Here is a 19,497-nt window from a genome sequence, read left to right as displayed (position 1 = left end):
CCTTCGACCCCTTGCACCCCATGCAAGTGCGCTACCAGGCTGCGCTACGCCCCGACAATTTTGATACTTAACTTAAGCAACATATGCTTGGCATGCCAATAAAAACACTCTTTGCATACGATCTAAGCTAAGTCGTGCATCATAGCATTGTGACGATTTTTTTTCAATTACCCACGTGTGCTTTGTTGAAAAATTCAGTAAGCGATTGATGCATTCCTGCGACATCCACCATGTGGCGGCCTTTGAAAACACCGCACCGTTCAGCGTTGCGGTTCTCGTCGTTCCGCTAAAGCCCACCCCTATGTCATGACGCTCGGTACACAGCTGGCGCATTCCTCCGCGTAACCGCAAATATTTCAGCTGACATCAAAACCCCTGCCCTGCTGATTTTTATGTTTACACTAATCGCGCAATCCTGGTTTGGGTTTGATTCGCGCTTGCAACATGGCGCGTCCAGGTCGCTTTATAAGGAGTATCAGTATGAACACACAATTTTCCATTCGCCACATTCAAGCCTTTCTGGCCACGTCAGCACTCGCCATGGGTCTGACCATCGCATGCGCCAACACCGCTTTCGCGCAGGTGCAGACACAAAGCTACGAGTCGATCCAATACGTTACGGGCGGCATCGGCAACGCCGAACAGAATGAAATGAAAAGTTCCGAAAAGGACTACAACCTGCATATGACGTTTTCGGCAGTCAAGGATCAAGCCTTCCTGTCTGACGTCGCCGTGCAGATTGTTGACAAGGAAAACAAGAAAGTATTTGATGCCGCAAACACCGGGCCTTATCTCAACGTAAAGTTGCCCGATGGCAAATATGAACTGACTGCCACATACAAAGGCGAAGCCCGCAAGCACGTATTTACGCTTGCCAAAGGCAAGGCCGAGAAGGCAGTGTTGCGCTGGCCAACTGAATAAGCGCTGCGGTTTTCGTTTTTTTAATTTTAAGGGTGAAGAGACTGTGGTTTCTTCACCCTTATCCGTATAATTGACGCTATTGTTTGTTTTCCTGGAAATGAAAAATAATGGCTGATCTTACCAAAATCACCTGCCTGGACGATCTGCAGCGCATTGCGCGGCGTAAAGTTCCAAAAATGTTTTACGACTATGCCGATTCCGGTGCGTGGACTGAAACCACGTATCGCGCCAATCAGGAAGATTTCCAGAAGATCAAGTTTCGTCAGCGTGTCGCGGTCAATATTGAAAACCGCAATTTGCGCAGCAAAATGCTGGGACAGGATGTCACCATGCCAGTGGCACTGGCGCCTACAGGCTCTACCGGTATGCAGCACCCCGATGGCGAAATTCTCGCTGCCCGTGCCGCAGAAAGATTTGGCGTGCCCTTTTGCCTGTCCACCATGAGCATTTGCTCCATTGAAGACATTGCCGCCCATACCTCTGCCCCCTTCTGGTTCCAGCAATACATCATGCGCGATCGGGATTTCAATGAGCGCCTGATCGACCGCGCCAAGGCTGCCAACTGCTCGGCGCTGGTAGTTACACTGGATCTGCAGGTGCTTGGCCAGCGCCACAAGGATATCAAAAACGGTCTTTCCGCTCCGCCTAAACCAACCATTCCGAATCTGCTCAACCTGGCGTTAAAACCAGAATGGGTATGGAAAATGTCCAGAACCCAGCGCCGCACCTTCGGCAATATTGTCGGGCATGCCAAGGGGGTGGACGATTTATCCTCGCTCTCTTCCTGGACCGCCGAGCAGTTTGATCCCAGCCTGAATTGGAATGATATCGAATGGATTAAAAATCGCTGGGGTGGCAAACTGGTTCTTAAGGGAATTCTGGACCCGGAAGATGCACGACTGGCAAAGGAAGCCGGTGCTGACGCCATCGTTGTATCAAACCACGGCGGCCGCCAGCTCGATGGCGCCCCATCAGCCATTTCCATGCTTCCCTCGATTATGCAAGCGATCGGCACTGACGGTCCGGAAGTCTGGCTGGACAGCGGTATACGTTCTGGTCAGGATGTACTTCGCGCGATTGCGCTGGGAGCCAAAGGCACCATGATCGGTCGTGCCTTTCTATATGCTTTGGGGGCCTATGGAGAAGAAGGCGTCACCAAGATCCTGCAGATTATCCGCAATGAACTGGATATCACACTTGGATTCTGCGGACAGACAGATATCAACAAAGTGACCGCCGATATCTTGTTGCCCCAGCAACGGTAATCTGCAAGCGCCCTGTTTGGCAATTATGTTGCCAAATAAAAAAAGCCGTGATTCACATAACGTTAATCACGGCTTTTTTTGTGCATGCAGTTATTGTAAATATAGCGGCTGGGGTCGCCTGGGCACTTTTGGTAGATTCATTGTTTAGACTGAATTGCTGCAACAGAGCAGTTTAACGGGACAGCTTAAACAGGACAATTTAAGCAAAAAAGCTTAAGCAGAAAAGGTTTAAACAGAACACCCCTGCAAGGCAGCATGGTCTACGCAGCGATCGCACTGCATCAATGCCTTTTTTGCCTGACAAGGAATCAGGGCGCGACCATCTGGTCGAATATTTTCATTACGCTGTTCAGTTCTGAGCGGATGTATTGCAGATCCTGCGGAGATAGACGAACGGCGGCATCCTGATCGTGCTTAGCATCGCGACCGTCGCTCAAGCGATTGCGCGCGCCACTGATGGTAAACCCCTGTTCATAGAGCAGATCACGAATTTTGCGAATAAGCAGCACTTCATGATGCTGATAGTAACGACGGTTACCCCGGCGTTTGACCGGATTCAGTTGTGTGAACTCCTGTTCCCAGTAACGCAGAACATGTGGCTTGACGCAGCACAGCTCGGATACTTCACCGATGGTGAAATATCGCTTTGCCGGAATCGGAGGCAACGCAGTGATGGAAGGTATTTCAGTCTGATTCATGCGCAGATTGTAAACCCAAACCGTCTTTTAAGGAACTACTTTAATCGACGAGCGTAAGATCAGGATTATACTCATCACCCTGCTCTACGATACCCTTGAGCTTCTGGCTTGCGTGGAAGGTGACTACTCGGCGAGCAGAGATGGGGATGACCTCGCCGGTCTTGGGATTGCGACCCGGCCTAGCGGGTTTGTCTCGCACCTGAAAGTTGCCAAAACCCGACAGCTTGACCGGGTCGCCCTTGGCGAGCGACTCCCGGATTTCCTCAAAAAAGGTATCCACGATATCCTTGGCTTCCCGTTTGTTCAATCCGACGCGCTCAAACAGCAATTCGGCCAATTCTGCCTTGGTTAAGGTATTGTTTTCTTCCAACATGCTCTTTCCCTTCCTGTTCTATCTTTTACGAACGCCGTGCTTTTGAACCAGCAATTCAAGCACTGCGTTCATGCACTGGTCTACACGTGTATCTTCCAAGGTCGCCGCCGGATCCTGCAACGTAAACCGCAAGGCCAGACTGCGCTCCTGCTGCTCCGAATGAGGATCCTTCCAGACATCAAATAACGCAATATCCTTAATAATATCAAGGAATTGCCCATCTTGCTGATTATTCTCCAATGTGTCAAGCAAGTCCTGCAGTTTCAACGTTACAGGCGCCCATATGGCCAAGTCCCGAAATACTGCAGGCTGCCGGGCCACTTCCGTGTAATGCGCGAACTGCATGTGCTGCAGCGCGACAACATCCAGCTCAAATACCACGGGTGGATGAACCAATTCATTGTCCTGTACCCATTGCGGATGCAGCTCACCGACAAAACCGATCAGTTGGCCGTTGAGCAGGACATTCGCACTGCGTCCGGGATGCAGAGCCGGGTGGTTCACCGGCTCGAAACGCAAGTGGTGTGCCTGTTGGCTGCACAGGCGTTCAATATCGTTTTTGATATCAAAAAAATCGGTCTGGCGTACGGGCAAACCCCACTGCTCCGGTTCCGCCGGGCCCCATGCCGCGCCGGCCAGATGCAGCGGCTGGCGCACACCTGCCACGCTCAGATCGCCGTCGCTGACAGTACTGTCGCGAATAAAGATGCGCCCCAGCTCAAAGACTCGAACCCGATTCTGCTGCCGTTTTTGGTTATATTGAATATTGGCGACCAGGCCGCCAATCAGACCCGAGCGCATCACTTCCAGCTGACTGGCAATGGGGTTGAGCAATACGATCGGGTCGGTATTGCCCATGTAATTGCTTTCCCAGTCTTTCTGCACGAAACTGAAATTGACCACCTCCTGGTAGTCCAGCGCGGCCATGAGATGGCGCAACTGGTGCTGGGAGCGACGCGTTTCGTTCGTGGGCAGCATCGTGGCCGACGTCTTAGGCGGATTGCTCGGAATATGCTCAAATCCGTAAATGCGGGCAACCTCTTCGATCAGGTCTTCCTCTATTTCCAGATCAAAACGAAATGATGGCGGGACAACGGAAAATACGCCGTCTTGTTCTGTGAATTGAAAATTAAGTTTGGTAAAAACGCCGCGCACGTGCGCATCGGTCACCGGAATACCCAGCACCTTGCGGCAACGGGCAAGACGCATAGCCACGGTGGGCCGGGCCGGCAGCGCAATGCTTTGATCACTGACCGGGCCGGCCTGGCCACCGCAGATTTCGAGAATCAGGCTGGAAATATATTCAATGTGCTCAACGATATTCTGGAAATCCACACCGCGTTCAAAGCGGTGGCTGGCTTCGGAACTGAATTTGTAGCGGCGCGCGCGCCCGGCAATGGCATCTGGAAACCAAAAGGCGGCTTCCAGATAAATATCGGTTGTGTCCAGGGATACAGCGGTGGCGCCGCCGCCCATGATGCCAGCCAGGCTTTCGATCGTCTCGCCAGCGGTAATTACGCCCACATCGGGAGCCAGTTGCACCGTCTGATCGTTCAGCAACGTCAGGCTTTCCCCTTCTTTTGCCCAGCGCACGGTAAGCCCGCCATTGATCTTGGCCAGATCAAACACATGGGTGGGTCGGCCCAGCTCCAGCATGACGTAATTGGAAATATCCACCAATGCTGAGACTGAACGCTGGCCAGCGCGTTCCAGCCGGCTTTTCATCCAGTCGGGCGTGGCTGCCCTGGCATTGACGTCGTGAATGATCCGGCCCGCAAAGCGACCGCACAGATCCGGAGCCTGGACCGTGACCGGCAGTGTATCCTGATGCGTGACGGCTACCGGCTTGCAGATCGGCTCGGTCAGCGGCGCTCCGGTCAACGCACACACTTCACGCGCCACACCCAGAATCGACAGGCAATCGGCACGATTGGGCGTCAGTTTTATTTCGAAAATGGTATCGTTCAGGTCCAGTGCGCTGCGGATATCCTGCCCGACTTTTGCGTTGACATCCAGTTCCAGCAATCCGCCATGATCCTGGGACAGACCCAGTTCACGCGCAGAACACAGCATGCCGAACGAATCTTCACCGCGCATGCGCGCCTTGCTGATCTTGAAGTCCCCGGGAAGGACTGCGCCAATTCGTGCCAGCGGCACCTTCAGGCCCTCGGCAGCGTTCGGTGCGCCACAAACAATCTGCAACGGCTCGCCCGAGCCATCATCTACGGTACAGATGCGCAGTTTGTCAGCATTGGGGTGGGCGCGCACAGCCGTGATGTGGGCCACTACTATCCCCGAAAATGGCGGCGCGACGGGCGCGGTCCCTTCGATCTCCAGACCCGCCATGGTCAGCATGTGAGCCAGCTCGTCGGTGGAAATTGATGGGTTAACGAAGGATCTTAACCAGGATTCAGGAAATAACATGATGTCTTTTTCTAGGTTTAAATAGGGAGTTAAAGCGTGAAAATCAGCGATTGAACTGACGCAGGAAACGCAGGTCTCCCTCGTAGAACTGCCTCAGATCGTTCACGCCATAGCGCAACATAGTCAGACGCTCAATGCCAGATCCGAACGCGAATCCGATGTATTTTTCGGGATCCAATCCGAAATTGCGTACAACCTCAGGATGCACCTGGCCTGAACCGGAAATTTCCAGCCAGCGCCCCTGGTTGGGACCGGAGGTGAACATCATGTCGATTTCGGCAGACGGCTCGGTGAACGGGAAAAAAGAAGGGCGAAACCGTACGCTCAGGTCGTCGGTTTCAAAAAAAGCTTTCAGAAAATTCGTATACACCCCTTTCAGATCGGCAAAAGAGATGTCTTCTGCGATCCACAGGCCCTCGACCTGATGGAACATGGGGGAATGCGTCGCGTCGCTGTCCACGCGATAAGTACGGCCGGGCGCAATCACTTTGATTGGCGGCTTGTGCATGCGAGCGTAACGCACCTGCATGGGGCTGGTGTGGGTGCGTAGCAGAAAAGGCAGGCCCCCGGCATCGTTCATATCCACGTAGAAAGTGTCCTGCATGGAGCGTGCAGGATGATTCTCGGGATTATTCAAGGCGGTAAAGTTGGTCCAGTCGTTTTCGATTTCAGGGCCGTCGGCCACATCGAAACCGATGCTGTGGAAAATTTCTTCGATACGCTGCCACGACTGGATTACCGGATGGACGCCACCCATGGAACGGCCTCTGCCCGGCAACGTGACGTCAATGGTTTCCGCGGCAAGGCGCTGGTTCAATTGATCACGCGCAAACTGCTCGCGACGCGCGTTGAGCAACGATTCGATTTGCTGCTTGACCCGGTTGATGCGGGCGCCTTCGGCTTTCTTCTGATCAGGTGGCAGCTGTGCCAGCCCTTTCATGAAACCGGTTATGACCCCGTTTTTCCCAAGAAATTTTGCCTTTTCGTTTTCAAGCGAAGCCGAATCGATTGCATGCTCGAATTTGTCTTTGGCCTGAAGAATCAGATCGTCCAGCGATTGCGTCATGAAATTACCATTCTTGAAATAACAAACGGGACCCGAAACGAGCCCCGTTTGTATACAGCACAAATTTAAATCGTCAGTGGATCAGGCGCCCAGGGCAGATTTGGCCTGTTGGACAACGGCGGCAAAACCAGCCTTGTCGTGGACAGCCATATCGGCCAGAACCTTGCGGTCCAGTTCAATGGCGGCCTTTTTCAGTCCGGCGATAAATACACTGTAGGTCATGCCGTTTTCACGGACCGCCGCGTTGATACGGGTAATCCAGAGAGCACGGAATGTACGTTTCTTATTGCGACGGTCACGATATGCATACTGACCAGCACGCATAACTGCCTGTTTGGCAATACGGAATACATTGCCGCGGCGGCCACGATAGCCTTTAGCTGCAGCAATAACTTTTTTGTGACGAGCACGTGCGGTAACACCGCGTTTTACGCGAGGCATAGTTTAACTCCTATCAAGCAAAAGGCAACATGGCTTTTATGGAAGCCACGTCAGATTTATGAACAGCTGTCGTGCCGCGCAATTGACGTTTGTTTTTCGTGGTTTTCTTTGTCAGAATGTGGCGTTTGAAAGCCTGACCACGCTTGATAGAACCGCTACCGCGTACGATAAAGCGCTTGGAAGCACCTTTCTTGGTTTTCATTTTGGGCATAACTGATACCTGCAAATGTGGATAAAAGGTGCCTAATAACCGTTTATTAAGACTTTGCTAACCCGTATCCGTTTTTCCCGTCATCATCCGCTCGAACTCCCCGGCCAACTGTTATTTTTACTGGTTACCCAGAAAACAATTATCCGTGGCGCCTACGGCCTGCGGGAAACCATTGATTATACGATGGTTTTTCTCCAACAGCCAGCAATTAAGTGGGATAAACCTGAGAGAATTCGTTGAATCGGCAATAAATGTGGTCATCAGGCGACGGATTGTCAATGAAGACGTCCATAACTTGCCCGTTTACCGGGTCCCCTATCTGGCCGTTAATGGGTCAATTGCTGGCGAAAGGACATGGCTTCGGTCAGATCGGCTGCGCGAATCGGCCCGACCCCTGCCATATCGGCGATTGTGCGGGCCACGCGCAACACCCGGTGCACAGCTCTGGCTGACCATCCCCAATACCTCCCGGCGCTGGCCAGCAATTGCGTCGCCTCTGGGTCTGTACGGCAGACCTGATCCATCAGATCCGGTGTCAGCCGTGCGTTCAAGCGCCCCTGGCGCTGCAACTGTCTTTCACGGCAGCGCACCACCCGCTGCCGTACGATCCTGGAAGCTTCGGATGGCGGCAACTGCTGCCATCCCTGCACCGGCGGCGTCAACTGTAACAGCATATCCATGCGATCCAGAAACGGCCCCGACAAGCGGGCGCGATAGCGCTCGATTTGCTCGGGCGTGCAACGACAGGATCGGTGTGCACTGCCCAGATAGCCGCAAGGACACGGATTCATGGCGGCAACCAGCTGGAAACGACACGGATAGCTCACCGAGCGATTGGCGCGGGCGATATGGATTTCTCCGGTTTCCATGGGCTCGCGCAAGGCTTCCAGTACATGTCGCTGAAATTCGGGCAACTCATCCAGAAACAGGACGCCATGATGGGCCAGGCTGATCTGGCCAGGCCGTGGATTGACCCCGCCACCGATTAACGCCGCCGCAGAACTGGAGTGATGCGGTGCACGCATCGGTACTTTCCGGGAAAACCGGGGGGTACGCTGCTGCAGGCTGTGAATCGCTGCCACTTCTATGGCTGCATTTTCATCCAGTGGAGGCAATATTCCAGGCAAACGCTGCGCCAGCATGCTTTTGCCGATACCGGGCGGCCCCGACATCAGCAAGCCATGGCTGCCGCTGGCAGCCACCTCCAGCGCACGACAGGCCACCTGCTGCCCACGTACATCGGATAAACAAAGGGTTGGCGTCTCATTGCTGCCCTGTCCTGTTAGGCTCTCCGGACATGCCCGGTCTGCCGCCGTAACCGGCGCCAGCGCTGCCGTTTCATCCAGGTGGCCTGCCACCTCCCGTAGCGTGCGGGCACCAATGACAGTCAGGCCGGGCACGGCGGCGGCCAATCGGGCATTCTCGACAGGCAAAATAAGGGTGGGACGACCCGCAGTCATTTCGGCCCTATTGACCCCACCGGCCTTCGCTGTGGCAAGCGCAATAACCAGTGGGGCAGCAACAGGAACCAGTGCGCCGGTGAGCGAGAGCTCACCCGCAAAGACGATACCGGGCAGCACCTGCTGTGCCATTTTGTCGGATAAGTCCAGTTGCCCCGAAGCCAGCAGCACGCCCAGCGCAATCGGCAGATCGAATCTGCCGGACTCTTTCGGAATATCGGCCGGAGCAAGATTTGCCGTTAATCGTCCGGCCGGGAAGGCATAGCCGCTACTCAAAATAGCCGAACGCACCCGCTCCCTGCTCTCTCGGACGCCGGCATCAGGCAAGCCAACGATGGTAAAGGACGGCAATCCCTGGGCGAGATGCACTTCAACAAACACTTCTGGCGCGTGCATACCGCAAAGCGCCCTGCTGGCCAACACCGCTAAGCTCATCTGATTCTCCTGAATGCACCGACACATTCTGGCAGAAACCTGGCGAGGCCGCCGTAATCGCAGGACAGATTGATCAATGGTGAGAACCGACAGCCCCGAGATAGGCGCTATGGACAGCGTGCACTACCTGGCAGTCAAGCGAACCCGGCCACCATGACCAACACCAGCAGACCCGGTATCTACGGCCTCGTACATGCGGCCACAAATGCGGCCTCATATGAGGCCTCATACCACCCGACGGATGACCTGACAGATGATCTGATGATACCCGGGCCAGCATGAAGCGCTGGCCGCCTTTGTCGTGGGCAGCACCCTGGAGCGCTGCAATTTACTTTGTGGGTTTAGTCGACAACCGGGCCGGTATGGGCGCTTGTGGAAGACGGTGTTGTAATGCCTGCCTTGTCCTCCAGCAGACGAACCCGGGACTCCAGTTCGAACAGACGTTCGCGCAATTTTGCCGACAAGGCAACCTGCACATCAAATTCTTCTCGAGTAACCAGATCCAGCCGGGAAAATCCCTGGGCCATGAATGCCTTCACATTCTTTTCTATATCTGCCGCCGGGCTGTTCTTGATCAATTCCTGAATATTCTTCTGAAAATCTTCAAATAACTGATTCGATTTCATGATTGTGATTCCTGTATGCATACGGGCACCAGTGCCGCGTTCTGTTCTTCATATTGTACACATTTGCCATTGCAAACTTTGTACTGCACAGACTGAAAGCGACGTTCTACGTCCAATACACAACACAGTACGATAAAGCACAGCGCGGCGCATCGCGACAAGACATGGCCACAGTACAGTACCCAGCATAGCCCAGGCCGACGGGTGCAGACGGGCACGCTCAGGCTACGCACCCGCCACGCTTTAGCACCATCCGCACAACACATCCGCGCATGGTCCGCCCCAAAGCATCAACCCGCCTTTCGGCGGGTTGATGTAAGCAATGACTTATTGTGGTTTTGACTCAGTGTCCGGTTCGGTCGGCGCAGCAGGTGCACTCTCGGCTGGTGCAGTTTCAGTTGGCGTGGTCGTAGACGCGTCGCCCGCCGGTTGGGTAGCTCCGGATGTTTTCTCTTTTACCGCTTCCATGGCATCAGAGGCCGCCTGTTTGGCTGACTCCGCAGCTTCTTTGGCAGATTCCATAGCCGTGTCGGCATAATCCTTGGCTGCATCAGCAGCGTTTGAACCAGCCTCTTTGGCCGACTCAAGGGCGCTGCTGGCCGCTTCCTTGGCAGATTCCATCGCGTTGCCGGAGGCTTCGCCCGCTTTATCTGCTGCGTCCTGGGTGGCATCGGCAGCTTGGTTGGCAGACTCCGAGGCGGCTTCAGTTGCTTTATCGGCTGCAATCTTCGCTTCTTCGGCTGCCTTGTCTGCCGCCTGCTTGGCCTGATCCACGGCCGAGTCGGTTGCAGCAGGGGCCTGCGTGGTCTGGTCAGTGTCAGAACTATTATCACAACCAGCAATAAAAGCAGCGGCGGACAACATGGCTACAAGACTGAGTTTGGATACGTTCTTCAAGGCTTCACCTCTTTAATTGAAAATAGAATTTGTTTCACGATTTTACTGTAATTTCACGACCCGCATAAGCTGAATGTCTTCTGAATTGTCGCTAATCATTCCTCTTGGTTACAAATCATGCACTAAGACAATGAATGGCAGCACCGACCCAGGCGCATTTTGCAAGCTAAGCAAACAACACCGCGCTTAACGCACCAATATCGAGCACACGCTTATGGCCACACGCATTTATGCATCATTAGCGTGCCCCAACATGCGCCTGCACGGCAGCGAAAACTGGCACAACTATTGCTTTTAAGAGGCCATGGACAATCGGTCCTTAAAGACAAATGTTATTTCTGGGAGAACATTGTGAAACTGATCACAGCCATTATCAAGCCATTCAAACTGGATGAGGTCCGTGCTGGCCTGGCCGAAATCGGAATTCAGGGGCTGACGATTACAGAAGTCAAGGGTTTTGGCCGGCAGAAGGGTCATACAGAACTATACCGTGGCGCAGAGTATGTCGTGGACTTCCTGCCCAAAATAAAGCTGGAGACAGCCGTCGCCGACGAGCAGGTGGAACAGGCAATTGAAACCATCTGCCAGTCAGGCACCACCGGCAAAATCGGTGACGGAAAAATTTTCGTGACTGACCTGGAACAAGTCATCCGGATTCGCACCGGCGAAACCGGCAATGCGGCGCTGTAAGCCCGTCGCTCCCTATCACCTGTATTGAAAGGAAATTGAAAATGCAAAGCGCCGATTTAGTCTGGGTAAGCGTGTCCACCATTCTCGTGCTGTTTATGGTTGTTCCCGGTCTTGCCATGTTTTACGGTGGCCTGGTTCGCAGCAAGAACATTCTCTCGCTGATGAGCCAGGTCCTGGTTACCTTCGCCCTGGTCACGATTCTGTGGTTTGCCTATGGCTACTCCCTTGCCTTTTCAGGTGGGAACGCGCTCTTTGGCGACCTGTCCAAGGCCTTCCTGTCCGGCGTGATTGATCTGCCCGCAGACTCCTATGCACTGGCGGGCACCATTCCCGAACTAACGTTCGTTGCCTTCCAGGCCACCTTCGCCGGCATCACCTGCGCCCTGATCGTGGGCGGCTTTGCCGAACGCATCAAGTTCTCCGCCGTGCTTATTTTCATGGCAATATGGTTCACATTTTCCTACATCCCTGTGGCCCATATGATCTGGGCCGAGAAAGGCCTGCTATTTGGCGATGCGCTGGATTTTGCCGGTGGTACCGTAGTTCATATCAACGCCGGTGTGGCCGCGCTCGTGGCCGCCTATGTCGTGGGACCACGTATCGGTTATGGCAAGGAAGCCATGCAGCCACATAACCTGCCCATGACCATGATCGGTGCAGCGATGCTGTGGGTGGGTTGGTTCGGCTTCAACGGTGGCTCATCACTGGCCGCCAACAACCAGGCAGCGCTGGCGGTGTTCAATACACTGCTTGCCACGGCTGCTGCCATCGTCGTGTGGGTCCTGGTCGAGTGGAAATTCAAGGGCCAGCCGTCCCTGCTGGGCGGCGCCTCTGGTGCCGTAGCCGGCCTGGTGGGCGTAACGCCTGCCGCCGGTCTGGTGGATCCCATGGGCGCGCTGATTATCGGCGCCGTCACCAGCTTGTTCTGCGTCTGGGGCGTAAATGGCTTAAAACGCTTGCTTAAGGCCGATGACTCGCTAGACGTATTTGGCATACATGGCGTAGGTGGTATTGTCGGCGGCATCTTGACTGGGCTGTTCAACGCCAAAGCAATGGGTGGTCCGGGCCTGGATTCTGCAGGCATGATTCCCGGACAGCTGTTCAATCAGATTGAAGGCATCGTAATTGCAATCGTCTGGAGTGCCGTTGTAAGCTTCATTGCCCTTAAGATAGCAAGTCTGGTCACCGGCGGATTGCGTGTGGACAAAGACGAAGAACGCCAGGGCCTGGACATCAGCTCTCACGGCGAACAGGGTTATCACAATTGAATTGAGGCTGTAACAGGACAGCACTAATTTCCAGAGGCGCCTGAAATCCTCACCCGGGAAGCCAGCAAAGCCAGACGGCTTTGCTGGCTTCCCAACAGCGCAGTTCTGGCCATGGCAATGGCAATGTGTGAAAAACCAATGGCTGCAATATGAAAAAAAGGACACAATGGTGTCCTTTTTCTTTTCCAGGGCGGAGCCTCGAGCGCTACCAGAATGCCCTATCTGAGTAGAGCCATCTAAGTGGGGACTATCTGATTGGGGACACGCTGGATGACATTGCCGGGCCGCTGGACCTGCTCATGCCCGGCTCCGACAAAGCTCAGTTGAGCTTGCAGCAAGCAAGAAAAGATACACGAACTAGATTAGATACCCAGATTAATCAAATACCCAGGCTGTTCAAATCAATAGATTCGGCACGATTGAGCGCAGTGGCAATCTTGGTACGCAAGGCATTGGTGTGCGAAGTCCTGACCAATTTTTTGACGTCCAACAATTGCTGCGGATGCATGGAGAATTCGTTCAGACCGAGCCCGAGTAGAAGTTTGGTGTAGCGGGCATCACCTGCCATTTCTCCGCATATGGCCACGCTCTTGCCAACGCGCTCGCCCGCCTGGATAGTATGTGAAATCAGCCGCAGCACTGCCGGATGCAAAGGATCGTACAGGTCGGACACCTCATTGTCGACCCGGTCGATAGCCAGGGTGTATTGAATCAAATCGTTGGTGCCGATGGAAACAAAGTCCAGCGATTTAAGAAAAGGTTCGATGGCGATGGCAATGGCCGGAATTTCGACCATGGCGCCCAGTTCGATATTGTCGCTATATTGCATGCCGACGGCGTCCAGCTCTTTTTTTGCCAACTCGATGGCGTCACGCACCGCGTGCAGCTCATGCATATGCGAGAGCATTGGAATCAGAATTCTGAGTCGGCCATGTACCGACGCGCGCAACAGCGCGCGCAGCTGGGTCATAAAAAGGTCTGGACGCGACAGGCAATAGCGTACCGCACGCAAGCCCAGCGCCGGATTAACTGCGACCGTCGCTTCGCCATCCAGGGTTTTATCCGACCCCAGATCCAGGGTGCGGATCGTCACCGGTTTGTCAGGCATGGCACGCAATACATGCGCATAGGCCTCGAACTGCTCTTCCTCAGTTGGTAGTATTTTCCTGCCCATAAACAAAAATTCGCTGCGAAACAGCCCGATGCCATCGGCGCCCATATCCAGCGCTTGAGACACCTCATGGGGCAATTCGATATTGGCTTCCAGGCGAATGCGTTTGCCATCCAGCGTGATGGCGGGTTCATCCTTGGACAGAATCAACTCTGCCCGTTCCTGAATAAAGGCTTGCTGCTTGCGCTGATAGAAGTCCAGGATCTCTGAGGTGGGATTGACATACACCAGCCCGTTTTCGCCATCGACAATCAGCATATCCCGATCGTGTACCAGACTACGGACATTTCCCAAGCCCACCACGGCAGGCACGTTCATACTGCGCGCTACGATGGCCGTGTGCGATGTAGGGCCGCCAAGATCAGTCACAAAAGCAGCAAAGCGTCCGCCGCGCAGCTTAAGCATGTCTCCCGGCGAAATATCATGAGCCACCACAATGAGCGAATTGATGTCCATCTCGTTGGACATATCGGGCAGCATCAATTCACCCGAACCGGCCAGGATACGGATGACCCGTTCAATTACCTGATGAATATCGGCAACCCGCTCACGGATATAGTCATCATCCATGACCGCAAATTGCTCGGCCACCATCTGACCTTGGGTGCTCAAGGCCCATTCGGCATTATATTGACGGGATGCAATCAACGCTTTGGTTTGCCCGGCCAGCTCCGGATCGGACACCAGTAAGCTGTGAACGGTGAGCAGCGGAACCAGTTCTTTTGGCGCATCTGCCGGCAACGTATCTATGGTGTGCTGCAGCATGTCATAGACAATTTTCAACGCATGATCCAGCCTGGCGCATTCAGCCGGCACATCTTCAGATGCAATACGGTAGTGACTCACCTCAAGCGTGGCTGCACCCATCACGACCGCGCGACCAATGGCAAAACCGCGCACAACACCTTTTCCCTGCAGGGTAAAAACAGTACTTTGTCTTGTCGGTGTGTGCTCGGTATGTGTCATCGTGTATGGTCTTGTCCCTTGCACTTTTTACGTGCCTGTTCTCAGATGCAACTGTCGCTCATTGCCAGAATGGCCAATGGGCTGTCGTTATTCGGGTTCGCCAAATTTATTTTCAAACAGCGCCTGAATCTGGACGAGCGCCAGATCGGCGTCATCGCCTTCGGCTTCAATATTGACCGTGATGCCCTTGCCGGCAGCCAGCATCATGACCCCCATGATGCTTTTGGCATTAACCCGCTGGGAGGCCCTGGTGATAAAGATTTCGCTTTTGAACTTGCTGGCCAGTTGGGTAAGCTTGGCGGCAGCGCGGGCATGCAGCCCTAATTTATTACTTATTACTATATCAACTGAAGGCATATGAGCGCGGTCTTTATATCAGAAAGGTTAATCGTTAGGAGCCAGGTCGACACATTTCATGCCTTTCTTGCCCCCCTCAAAAATGGATTGACATAATTCGTCCATCGGCTGATCCCGATATCGAACCGCATTGAGCAACATACAGGCGTTGGTGCCGGAAAGAATATGGGCTTTGACGCCGGCATCCTGCAACTGGCGCACTACACGGGCGCCAATATTTGCCGGTGTTGCGCCGCCTAGATCCGATAAGATCAGCACCTGCTGGTCCGGACCGAGCATCGCCTTCAATTGCGCGATCAGTTCCTGCGCCTTGGATTCCGGATCGACATCAGGCTCGATGTCGAAGAAAACGTAATTATCAATTTGTCCCAAGACATGCTGAGCACATTCGGACAGGGCCGAGGCCAGAGGCGTATGCGCTATAAGAGCAAGGGTGGTCATTTTTTGTACCTTCAGACTGCAGCAGCTTTCTCAAGCGCAGCAGCAAAATGGTCAGCAACATCAAAATCAGTCTGCTCTGTAATTTCCACAAAGCAGGTCGGGCTGGTCACGTTGATTTCGGTGACATAGTCACCAATCACATCAAGACCGACCAGCAGCAGCCCGCGTTCCCGCAGTATAGGGCCAATTCGGTTTGCAATGGCAAGATCGTGCTCGGACAGCTTGCGGGCAACGCCGCGCCCGCCAGCTGCCAGATTGCCACGGGTTTCACCAGCCAGTGGTATCCGCGCCAGCGCGTAAGGCACGGGCTGGCCGTCAATCAGCAGAATGCGCTTATCGCCCTGCACGATTTCGGGAATATACTTTTGCGCCATGATTGTTTGCGTCTGGTCCACCGTCAGGGTTTCCAGAATGGCGTTGACATTGGGGTCGCCGTCCATGATTCGGAAAATACCCGTGCCACCCATACCATCCAGCGGCTTGACGATAATATCGCCATGCAGTGCATGAAACGCCTTCAGGCGCGACATGGTGCTGGTAATAAGCGTGGGCGCCGTAAATTCGGAGAACTCCGTAATCGCCAGTTTTTCAGGGTGATTACGTATGGCGCTGCCCGAATTGAATACCCGTGCCCCCTGCTTTTGCGCGGTCTCCAGCAAATGCGTCGAATACAGGTACTCCATGTCGAACGGCGGGTCCTTGCGCATGAGTACCGCATCGAAGTGACCGACCTCGGTTTCAGCCGCATTCTCTGGCTGCGTCCACCAGCTATGGGCGTGCAAATCCGCCGTCATATCCAGCTGTATCGGCTGCGCACGTACTTTTACCCGACCCTGTTCGACATACAAATCAGACTGAAGCGCAATGCTGATGACATGGCCACGCTTGTGCAGGGCTCGCATCATCGCCACAGAACTGTCCTTGTATGCCTTCAGCGAAGGCAGCGGATCAATGATAAAAAGTACATGCATCTAATTTACATCCCACATTGACGACGGAAGCGTGTTGGCAGTCCGTGTTTATTTATCGTCGGCCTTGCCGGCGGGTACAGCCTTGCGCTTAGGCGCCAGAACCATGACCATCTGACGGCCTTCCAGCTTGGGCATGGCTTCAACCTGCACCAGCTCTGCCATATCGTCACGAACCCGTTCAAGAACACGCATACCCAGTTCCTGATGAGCCATTTCACGGCCACGGAACCGCAGGGTAACCTTGGCCTTGTCACCGTCTTCAATAAAGCGCTTCAGGTTGCGCAGCTTGACCTGATAGTCGCCTTCATCGGTCGCCGGGCGGAATTTGACTTCCTTGACTTGAATAATTTTCTGCTTGGCCTTGGCTTCCTGCTGTCGCTTTTGTTCCTGATACTTGAACTTGCCGTAATCCATGATGCGGCATACGGGCGGTTCTGCGTTTGGCGCGATTTCAACTAAATCGATGCCTTCCTGCTCAGCCAGACGCAAGGCTTCTGCTGTTTTGACAATACCCAGTTGTTCGCCGTCTACGCCGATCAGTCGGACTTCCGGAATACGGATTTCGGCGTTGATACGATTGGTTTTTTCGGTTGCGATGTTAAGATCTCCTGAAATTAATAAACTACGCCGAAACGTCCTGACGTGTTGCAACGTCATGACGTAGGCGTTCTATAAATGCTTCTACAGACATGGTTCCCAGGTCCAGATTGCCGCGGGCACGAACTGCGACAGCGCCGCTGTCCCGTTCTTTTTCGCCAACAACCAGAATGTAAGGAACCTTCTGCATACTGTTTTCCCTGATTTTACGGGTGATTTTTTCCCCGCGCAAATCAGATGAAGCGCGAAAACCGTGTTTTTTCAACTCTGTGACCACCTGGGTGGCGTAATCGGAGAACGATTCGGATATGGTGCAAACCACAACCTGCTCGGGGGCCAGCCAGGGTGGCATGGCACCGGCATGGTTCTCGATGAGCATACCAATGAAGCGTTCGAGCGAGCCCAGAATCGCACGATGCAACATGACCGGGGTCTTGCGCTGATCGTGGGCATCGACATATTCCGCGCCAAGCCGCACAGGCATTGAGAAGTCTACCTGGATCGTGCCGCATTGCCAGTGGCGGCCGATCGCGTCCTTAAGCGTATATTCGACTTTGGGACCGTAAAATGCGCCCTCTCCCGGCGATATTTCAAACTCGCATCCAGAGCTGCGCAGGCTCTCCATCAAGGCATGCTCGGCCTTATCCCAAACTGCATCCTCGCCGATACGTTTTTCGGGTCGGGTAGCCACTTTGTACAGGACTTCGGTAAAGCCGAAATCCTTGTAGACTTTCTGCAATAGTGTTGTGAATTGGGCACACTCTGCCAGCAATTGGTCTTCCGTACAGAAAATATGTCCATCATCCTGCGTGAAACCACGCACCCGCATCATGCCGTGCAATGAACCGGAGGGCTCATTACGATGGCATTGACCGAACTCACCATAGCGAATAGGCAATTCCCTATAGGAATGCAACGCGGCATTATAAATTTGCACATGTCCGGGGCAGTTCATGGGCTTGAGCCCATAAACACGGCTCTCGGACTCGGTGGTGAACATGTTCTCTTTGTAATTGTCCCAATGCCCGGTTTTTTTCCACAGACTCAGATCGAGAATTTGCGGCGCCTTCACTTCCTGGTAGCCGTTATCGCGGTAGACGTCACGCATGTATTGCTCAACTTGTTGCCAAATCTGCCAGCCCTTGGGATGCCAGAAAATCAGCCCCGGCGCTTCATCCTGGAAATGAAACAGGTCCAGTTCACGGCCCAGCCTGCGGTGGTCGCGTTTTTCGGCTTCCTCAAGCATCGTCAAATAAGCGACCTGCTCTTCCTTGGTGGCCCAGGCCGTACCATAGACGCGCTGCAGCATTTCGTTCTTGCTGTCGCCACGCCAGTAGGCACCTGCCACTTTCATTAGCTTGAACACCTTGAGCTTGCCAGTAGAAGGCACGTGCGGACCACGACACAGGTCGATGAAATCGCCTTCCCGATACAGGGATATTTTCTGATCCTGCGGAATGGAAGCGATGATTTCGGCTTTATAGGCTTCGCCCTGCCCCTTGAAAAATGCCACGGCATCATCGCGCGACCATTCTTCACGAACTACTTTTTCGTCCTTTCGGGCCAGCTCAGCCATCTTTTTCTCGATCAATTCAAGATCTTCGGGCGTGAACGGGCGTTTGTAGGCAAAGTCGTAATAAAAACCATTGTCGATAACAGGGCCAATGGTGACTTGCGCATCGGGGAACAGGGATTTGACCGCATAGGCCAGTAGGTGAGCGGTGGAATGACGAATAATATCCACACCGTCAGGGTCTTTCGCAGTCACAATGGCTAGATCGGCGTCCCTGTCAATGACAAATGACGTATCCACCAGTTGCGGCTGGCTCCCATTGATTGCTACCTTACCAGCCAGCGCCGCCTTACCCAGGCTGGGCGCGATGGTCGTCGCAATCTCCCCCACCTGGACAGGTTGGGAAAACTCACGCTTGGAACCATCGGGTAAAGTAATTTGAAACATGCTGTTGCCTTGAATTGAATAAAAAAACGCGACTTCACAAGTCGCGTTCGCTGTTCTTTTGAAAAATACGTTTGGCAAGAATCACGAGCGCGCTGGTAGACCGATACACGTATCGGTAGTGGTCAGGCTCTGGGTTCGTGAAGCTTCGGACATCATCAAAACAGTCTCACCATTGCGTAAAATACCCCGTGATTTTACACCAGCCCCGGGCCCATAGCCAATAAATGGCTGCAATTTGTAAAAAATCAAGGGGTGCAGC

The 19,497-nt window shown here is 53.8% G+C and carries 19 protein-coding genes; 4 read left to right on the top strand and 15 right to left on the bottom strand.

Features of this window, described 5'->3' with window-relative positions; genetic code table 11:
* The first annotated feature begins 480 nt into the window (after nt 1-480).
* Nucleotides 481-921 carry a hypothetical protein gene (locus tag ACTIKR_RS01565; RefSeq protein WP_442327003.1) on the top strand — a complete coding sequence of 147 codons (441 nt, stop codon included), beginning with the start codon at nt 481-483 and terminating at the stop codon, nt 919-921.
* Between the two features lie 107 nt (nt 922-1,028).
* A complete protein-coding gene (locus ACTIKR_RS01560) occupies nt 1,029-2,186 on the top strand; it encodes an alpha-hydroxy acid oxidase (protein ID WP_442327002.1) in 1,158 nt (385 codons plus the stop codon).
* Nucleotides 2,187-2,494: 308 nt separating this feature from the next.
* On the opposite strand, the gene ACTIKR_RS01555 is transcribed toward ACTIKR_RS01560, so the two are convergent.
* The 9 genes from ACTIKR_RS01555 to ACTIKR_RS01515 all read right to left on the bottom strand — a co-directional run bounded on the left by ACTIKR_RS01555 (nt 2,495) and on the right by ACTIKR_RS01515 (nt 10,817).
* Nucleotides 2,495-2,884, bottom strand: coding sequence for a MerR family transcriptional regulator (locus ACTIKR_RS01555; RefSeq protein ID WP_442327001.1), 390 nt, complete (start codon nt 2,882-2,884; stop codon nt 2,495-2,497).
* A 40-nt stretch (nt 2,885-2,924) separates the two neighbouring features.
* Nucleotides 2,925-3,257: an integration host factor subunit alpha gene (locus tag ACTIKR_RS01550; RefSeq protein WP_193086760.1), complete on the bottom strand. Its 333-nt coding sequence runs from the start codon at nt 3,255-3,257 to the stop codon at nt 2,925-2,927.
* A gap of 18 nt (nt 3,258-3,275) precedes the next feature.
* Nucleotides 3,276-5,681, bottom strand: coding sequence for a phenylalanine--tRNA ligase subunit beta (gene pheT / locus ACTIKR_RS01545; protein ID WP_442327000.1), 2,406 nt, complete (start codon nt 5,679-5,681; stop codon nt 3,276-3,278).
* 43 nt (nt 5,682-5,724) lie between these two features.
* Nucleotides 5,725-6,747, bottom strand: coding sequence for a phenylalanine--tRNA ligase subunit alpha (pheS, locus tag ACTIKR_RS01540; RefSeq protein WP_193086758.1), 1,023 nt, complete (start codon nt 6,745-6,747; stop codon nt 5,725-5,727).
* Between the two features lie 81 nt (nt 6,748-6,828).
* Nucleotides 6,829-7,188: a 50S ribosomal protein L20 gene (gene rplT, locus ACTIKR_RS01535; protein ID WP_442326999.1), complete on the bottom strand. Its 360-nt coding sequence runs from the start codon at nt 7,186-7,188 to the stop codon at nt 6,829-6,831.
* A gap of 13 nt (nt 7,189-7,201) precedes the next feature.
* On the bottom strand, nt 7,202-7,399 hold the full coding sequence (gene rpmI, locus ACTIKR_RS01530) for a 50S ribosomal protein L35 (protein ID WP_193086757.1): 198 nt from the start codon (nt 7,397-7,399) through the stop codon (nt 7,202-7,204).
* Between the two features lie 326 nt (nt 7,400-7,725).
* A complete protein-coding gene (locus ACTIKR_RS01525) occupies nt 7,726-9,294 on the bottom strand; it encodes a YifB family Mg chelatase-like AAA ATPase (protein WP_442326998.1) in 1,569 nt (522 codons plus the stop codon).
* A 341-nt stretch (nt 9,295-9,635) separates the two neighbouring features.
* Nucleotides 9,636-9,920, bottom strand: coding sequence for an accessory factor UbiK family protein (locus ACTIKR_RS01520; RefSeq protein ID WP_193086755.1), 285 nt, complete (start codon nt 9,918-9,920; stop codon nt 9,636-9,638).
* A 327-nt stretch (nt 9,921-10,247) separates the two neighbouring features.
* The gene (locus ACTIKR_RS01515) at nt 10,248-10,817 is read right to left on the bottom strand and encodes a hypothetical protein (protein ID WP_442326997.1); all 570 of its coding nucleotides are present in this window, start codon (nt 10,815-10,817) and stop codon (nt 10,248-10,250) included.
* A 351-nt stretch (nt 10,818-11,168) separates the two neighbouring features.
* Here ACTIKR_RS01515 and glnK point away from each other — a divergent pair, with 351 nt between their 5' ends.
* Entirely contained in the window at nt 11,169-11,507 is a 339-nt protein-coding gene (gene glnK / locus ACTIKR_RS01510) for a P-II family nitrogen regulator (protein WP_128394071.1), read from the top strand.
* A gap of 41 nt (nt 11,508-11,548) precedes the next feature.
* Nucleotides 11,549-12,775: an ammonium transporter gene (locus ACTIKR_RS01505; protein ID WP_442326996.1), complete on the top strand. Its 1,227-nt coding sequence runs from the start codon at nt 11,549-11,551 to the stop codon at nt 12,773-12,775.
* 379 nt (nt 12,776-13,154) lie between these two features.
* Here ACTIKR_RS01505 and ptsP read toward each other — a convergent pair whose 3' ends face one another.
* The 6 genes from ptsP to thrS form a co-directional block, all read right to left on the bottom strand.
* Entirely contained in the window at nt 13,155-14,912 is a 1,758-nt protein-coding gene (gene ptsP / locus ACTIKR_RS01500; RefSeq protein WP_442326995.1) for a phosphoenolpyruvate--protein phosphotransferase, read from the bottom strand.
* An 87-nt stretch (nt 14,913-14,999) separates the two neighbouring features.
* Nucleotides 15,000-15,269: an HPr family phosphocarrier protein gene (locus ACTIKR_RS01495; RefSeq protein WP_193086751.1), complete on the bottom strand. Its 270-nt coding sequence runs from the start codon at nt 15,267-15,269 to the stop codon at nt 15,000-15,002.
* A 27-nt stretch (nt 15,270-15,296) separates the two neighbouring features.
* Nucleotides 15,297-15,710 (bottom strand): PTS sugar transporter subunit IIA, encoded by a 414-nt coding sequence (locus ACTIKR_RS01490; RefSeq protein WP_193086750.1) that lies wholly within the window; start codon nt 15,708-15,710, stop codon nt 15,297-15,299.
* 11 nt (nt 15,711-15,721) lie between these two features.
* Entirely contained in the window at nt 15,722-16,681 is a 960-nt protein-coding gene (gene gshB, locus ACTIKR_RS01485) for a glutathione synthase (protein ID WP_442326994.1), read from the bottom strand.
* Nucleotides 16,682-16,729: 48 nt separating this feature from the next.
* Entirely contained in the window at nt 16,730-17,338 is a 609-nt protein-coding gene (gene infC / locus ACTIKR_RS01480; protein ID WP_442326993.1) for a translation initiation factor IF-3, read from the bottom strand.
* Nucleotides 17,304-19,238, bottom strand: a complete 1,935-nt coding sequence (thrS, locus tag ACTIKR_RS01475; RefSeq protein WP_193086748.1) for a threonine--tRNA ligase — start codon at nt 19,236-19,238, stop codon at nt 17,304-17,306. Before thrS ends, infC begins: the two co-directional genes overlap by 35 nt.
* Between the last annotated feature and the right edge of the window lie 259 nt (nt 19,239-19,497).

Source organism: Advenella sp. (assembly GCF_052108595.1).
Classification (GTDB): domain Bacteria; phylum Pseudomonadota; class Gammaproteobacteria; order Burkholderiales; family Burkholderiaceae_B; genus Advenella.
This window is presented reverse-complemented; position numbering and strand designations above follow the sequence as displayed.

Excerpts from the sequence above, each read along its gene's own strand:
- gshB (WP_442326994.1), bottom strand. The coding sequence starts at position 16,681 with ATGCATGTACTTTTTATCATTGATCCGCTGCCTTCGCTGAAGGCATAC.
- ACTIKR_RS01520 (WP_193086755.1), bottom strand. The coding sequence starts at position 9,920 with ATGAAATCGAATCAGTTATTTGAAGATTTTCAGAAGAATATTCAGGAA.
- ACTIKR_RS01505 (WP_442326996.1), top strand. The coding sequence starts at position 11,549 with ATGCAAAGCGCCGATTTAGTCTGGGTAAGCGTGTCCACCATTCTCGTG.
- ACTIKR_RS01555 (WP_442327001.1), bottom strand. The coding sequence starts at position 2,884 with ATGAATCAGACTGAAATACCTTCCATCACTGCGTTGCCTCCGATTCCG.
- ACTIKR_RS01490 (WP_193086750.1), bottom strand. The coding sequence starts at position 15,710 with ATGACCACCCTTGCTCTTATAGCGCATACGCCTCTGGCCTCGGCCCTG.
- thrS (WP_193086748.1), bottom strand. The coding sequence starts at position 19,238 with ATGTTTCAAATTACTTTACCCGATGGTTCCAAGCGTGAGTTTTCCCAA.
- rplT (WP_442326999.1), bottom strand. The coding sequence starts at position 7,188 with ATGCCTCGCGTAAAACGCGGTGTTACCGCACGTGCTCGTCACAAAAAA.
- ACTIKR_RS01565 (WP_442327003.1), top strand. The coding sequence starts at position 481 with ATGAACACACAATTTTCCATTCGCCACATTCAAGCCTTTCTGGCCACG.
- pheT (WP_442327000.1), bottom strand. The coding sequence starts at position 5,681 with ATGTTATTTCCTGAATCCTGGTTAAGATCCTTCGTTAACCCATCAATT.
- pheS (WP_193086758.1), bottom strand. The coding sequence starts at position 6,747 with ATGACGCAATCGCTGGACGATCTGATTCTTCAGGCCAAAGACAAATTC.
- ACTIKR_RS01550 (WP_193086760.1), bottom strand. The coding sequence starts at position 3,257 with ATGTTGGAAGAAAACAATACCTTAACCAAGGCAGAATTGGCCGAATTG.
- ACTIKR_RS01495 (WP_193086751.1), bottom strand. The coding sequence starts at position 15,269 with ATGCCTTCAGTTGATATAGTAATAAGTAATAAATTAGGGCTGCATGCC.
- ptsP (WP_442326995.1), bottom strand. The coding sequence starts at position 14,912 with ATGACACATACCGAGCACACACCGACAAGACAAAGTACTGTTTTTACC.
- ACTIKR_RS01560 (WP_442327002.1), top strand. The coding sequence starts at position 1,029 with ATGGCTGATCTTACCAAAATCACCTGCCTGGACGATCTGCAGCGCATT.
- ACTIKR_RS01525 (WP_442326998.1), bottom strand. The coding sequence starts at position 9,294 with ATGAGCTTAGCGGTGTTGGCCAGCAGGGCGCTTTGCGGTATGCACGCG.
- rpmI (WP_193086757.1), bottom strand. The coding sequence starts at position 7,399 with ATGCCCAAAATGAAAACCAAGAAAGGTGCTTCCAAGCGCTTTATCGTA.
- infC (WP_442326993.1), bottom strand. The coding sequence starts at position 17,338 with ATGACGTTGCAACACGTCAGGACGTTTCGGCGTAGTTTATTAATTTCA.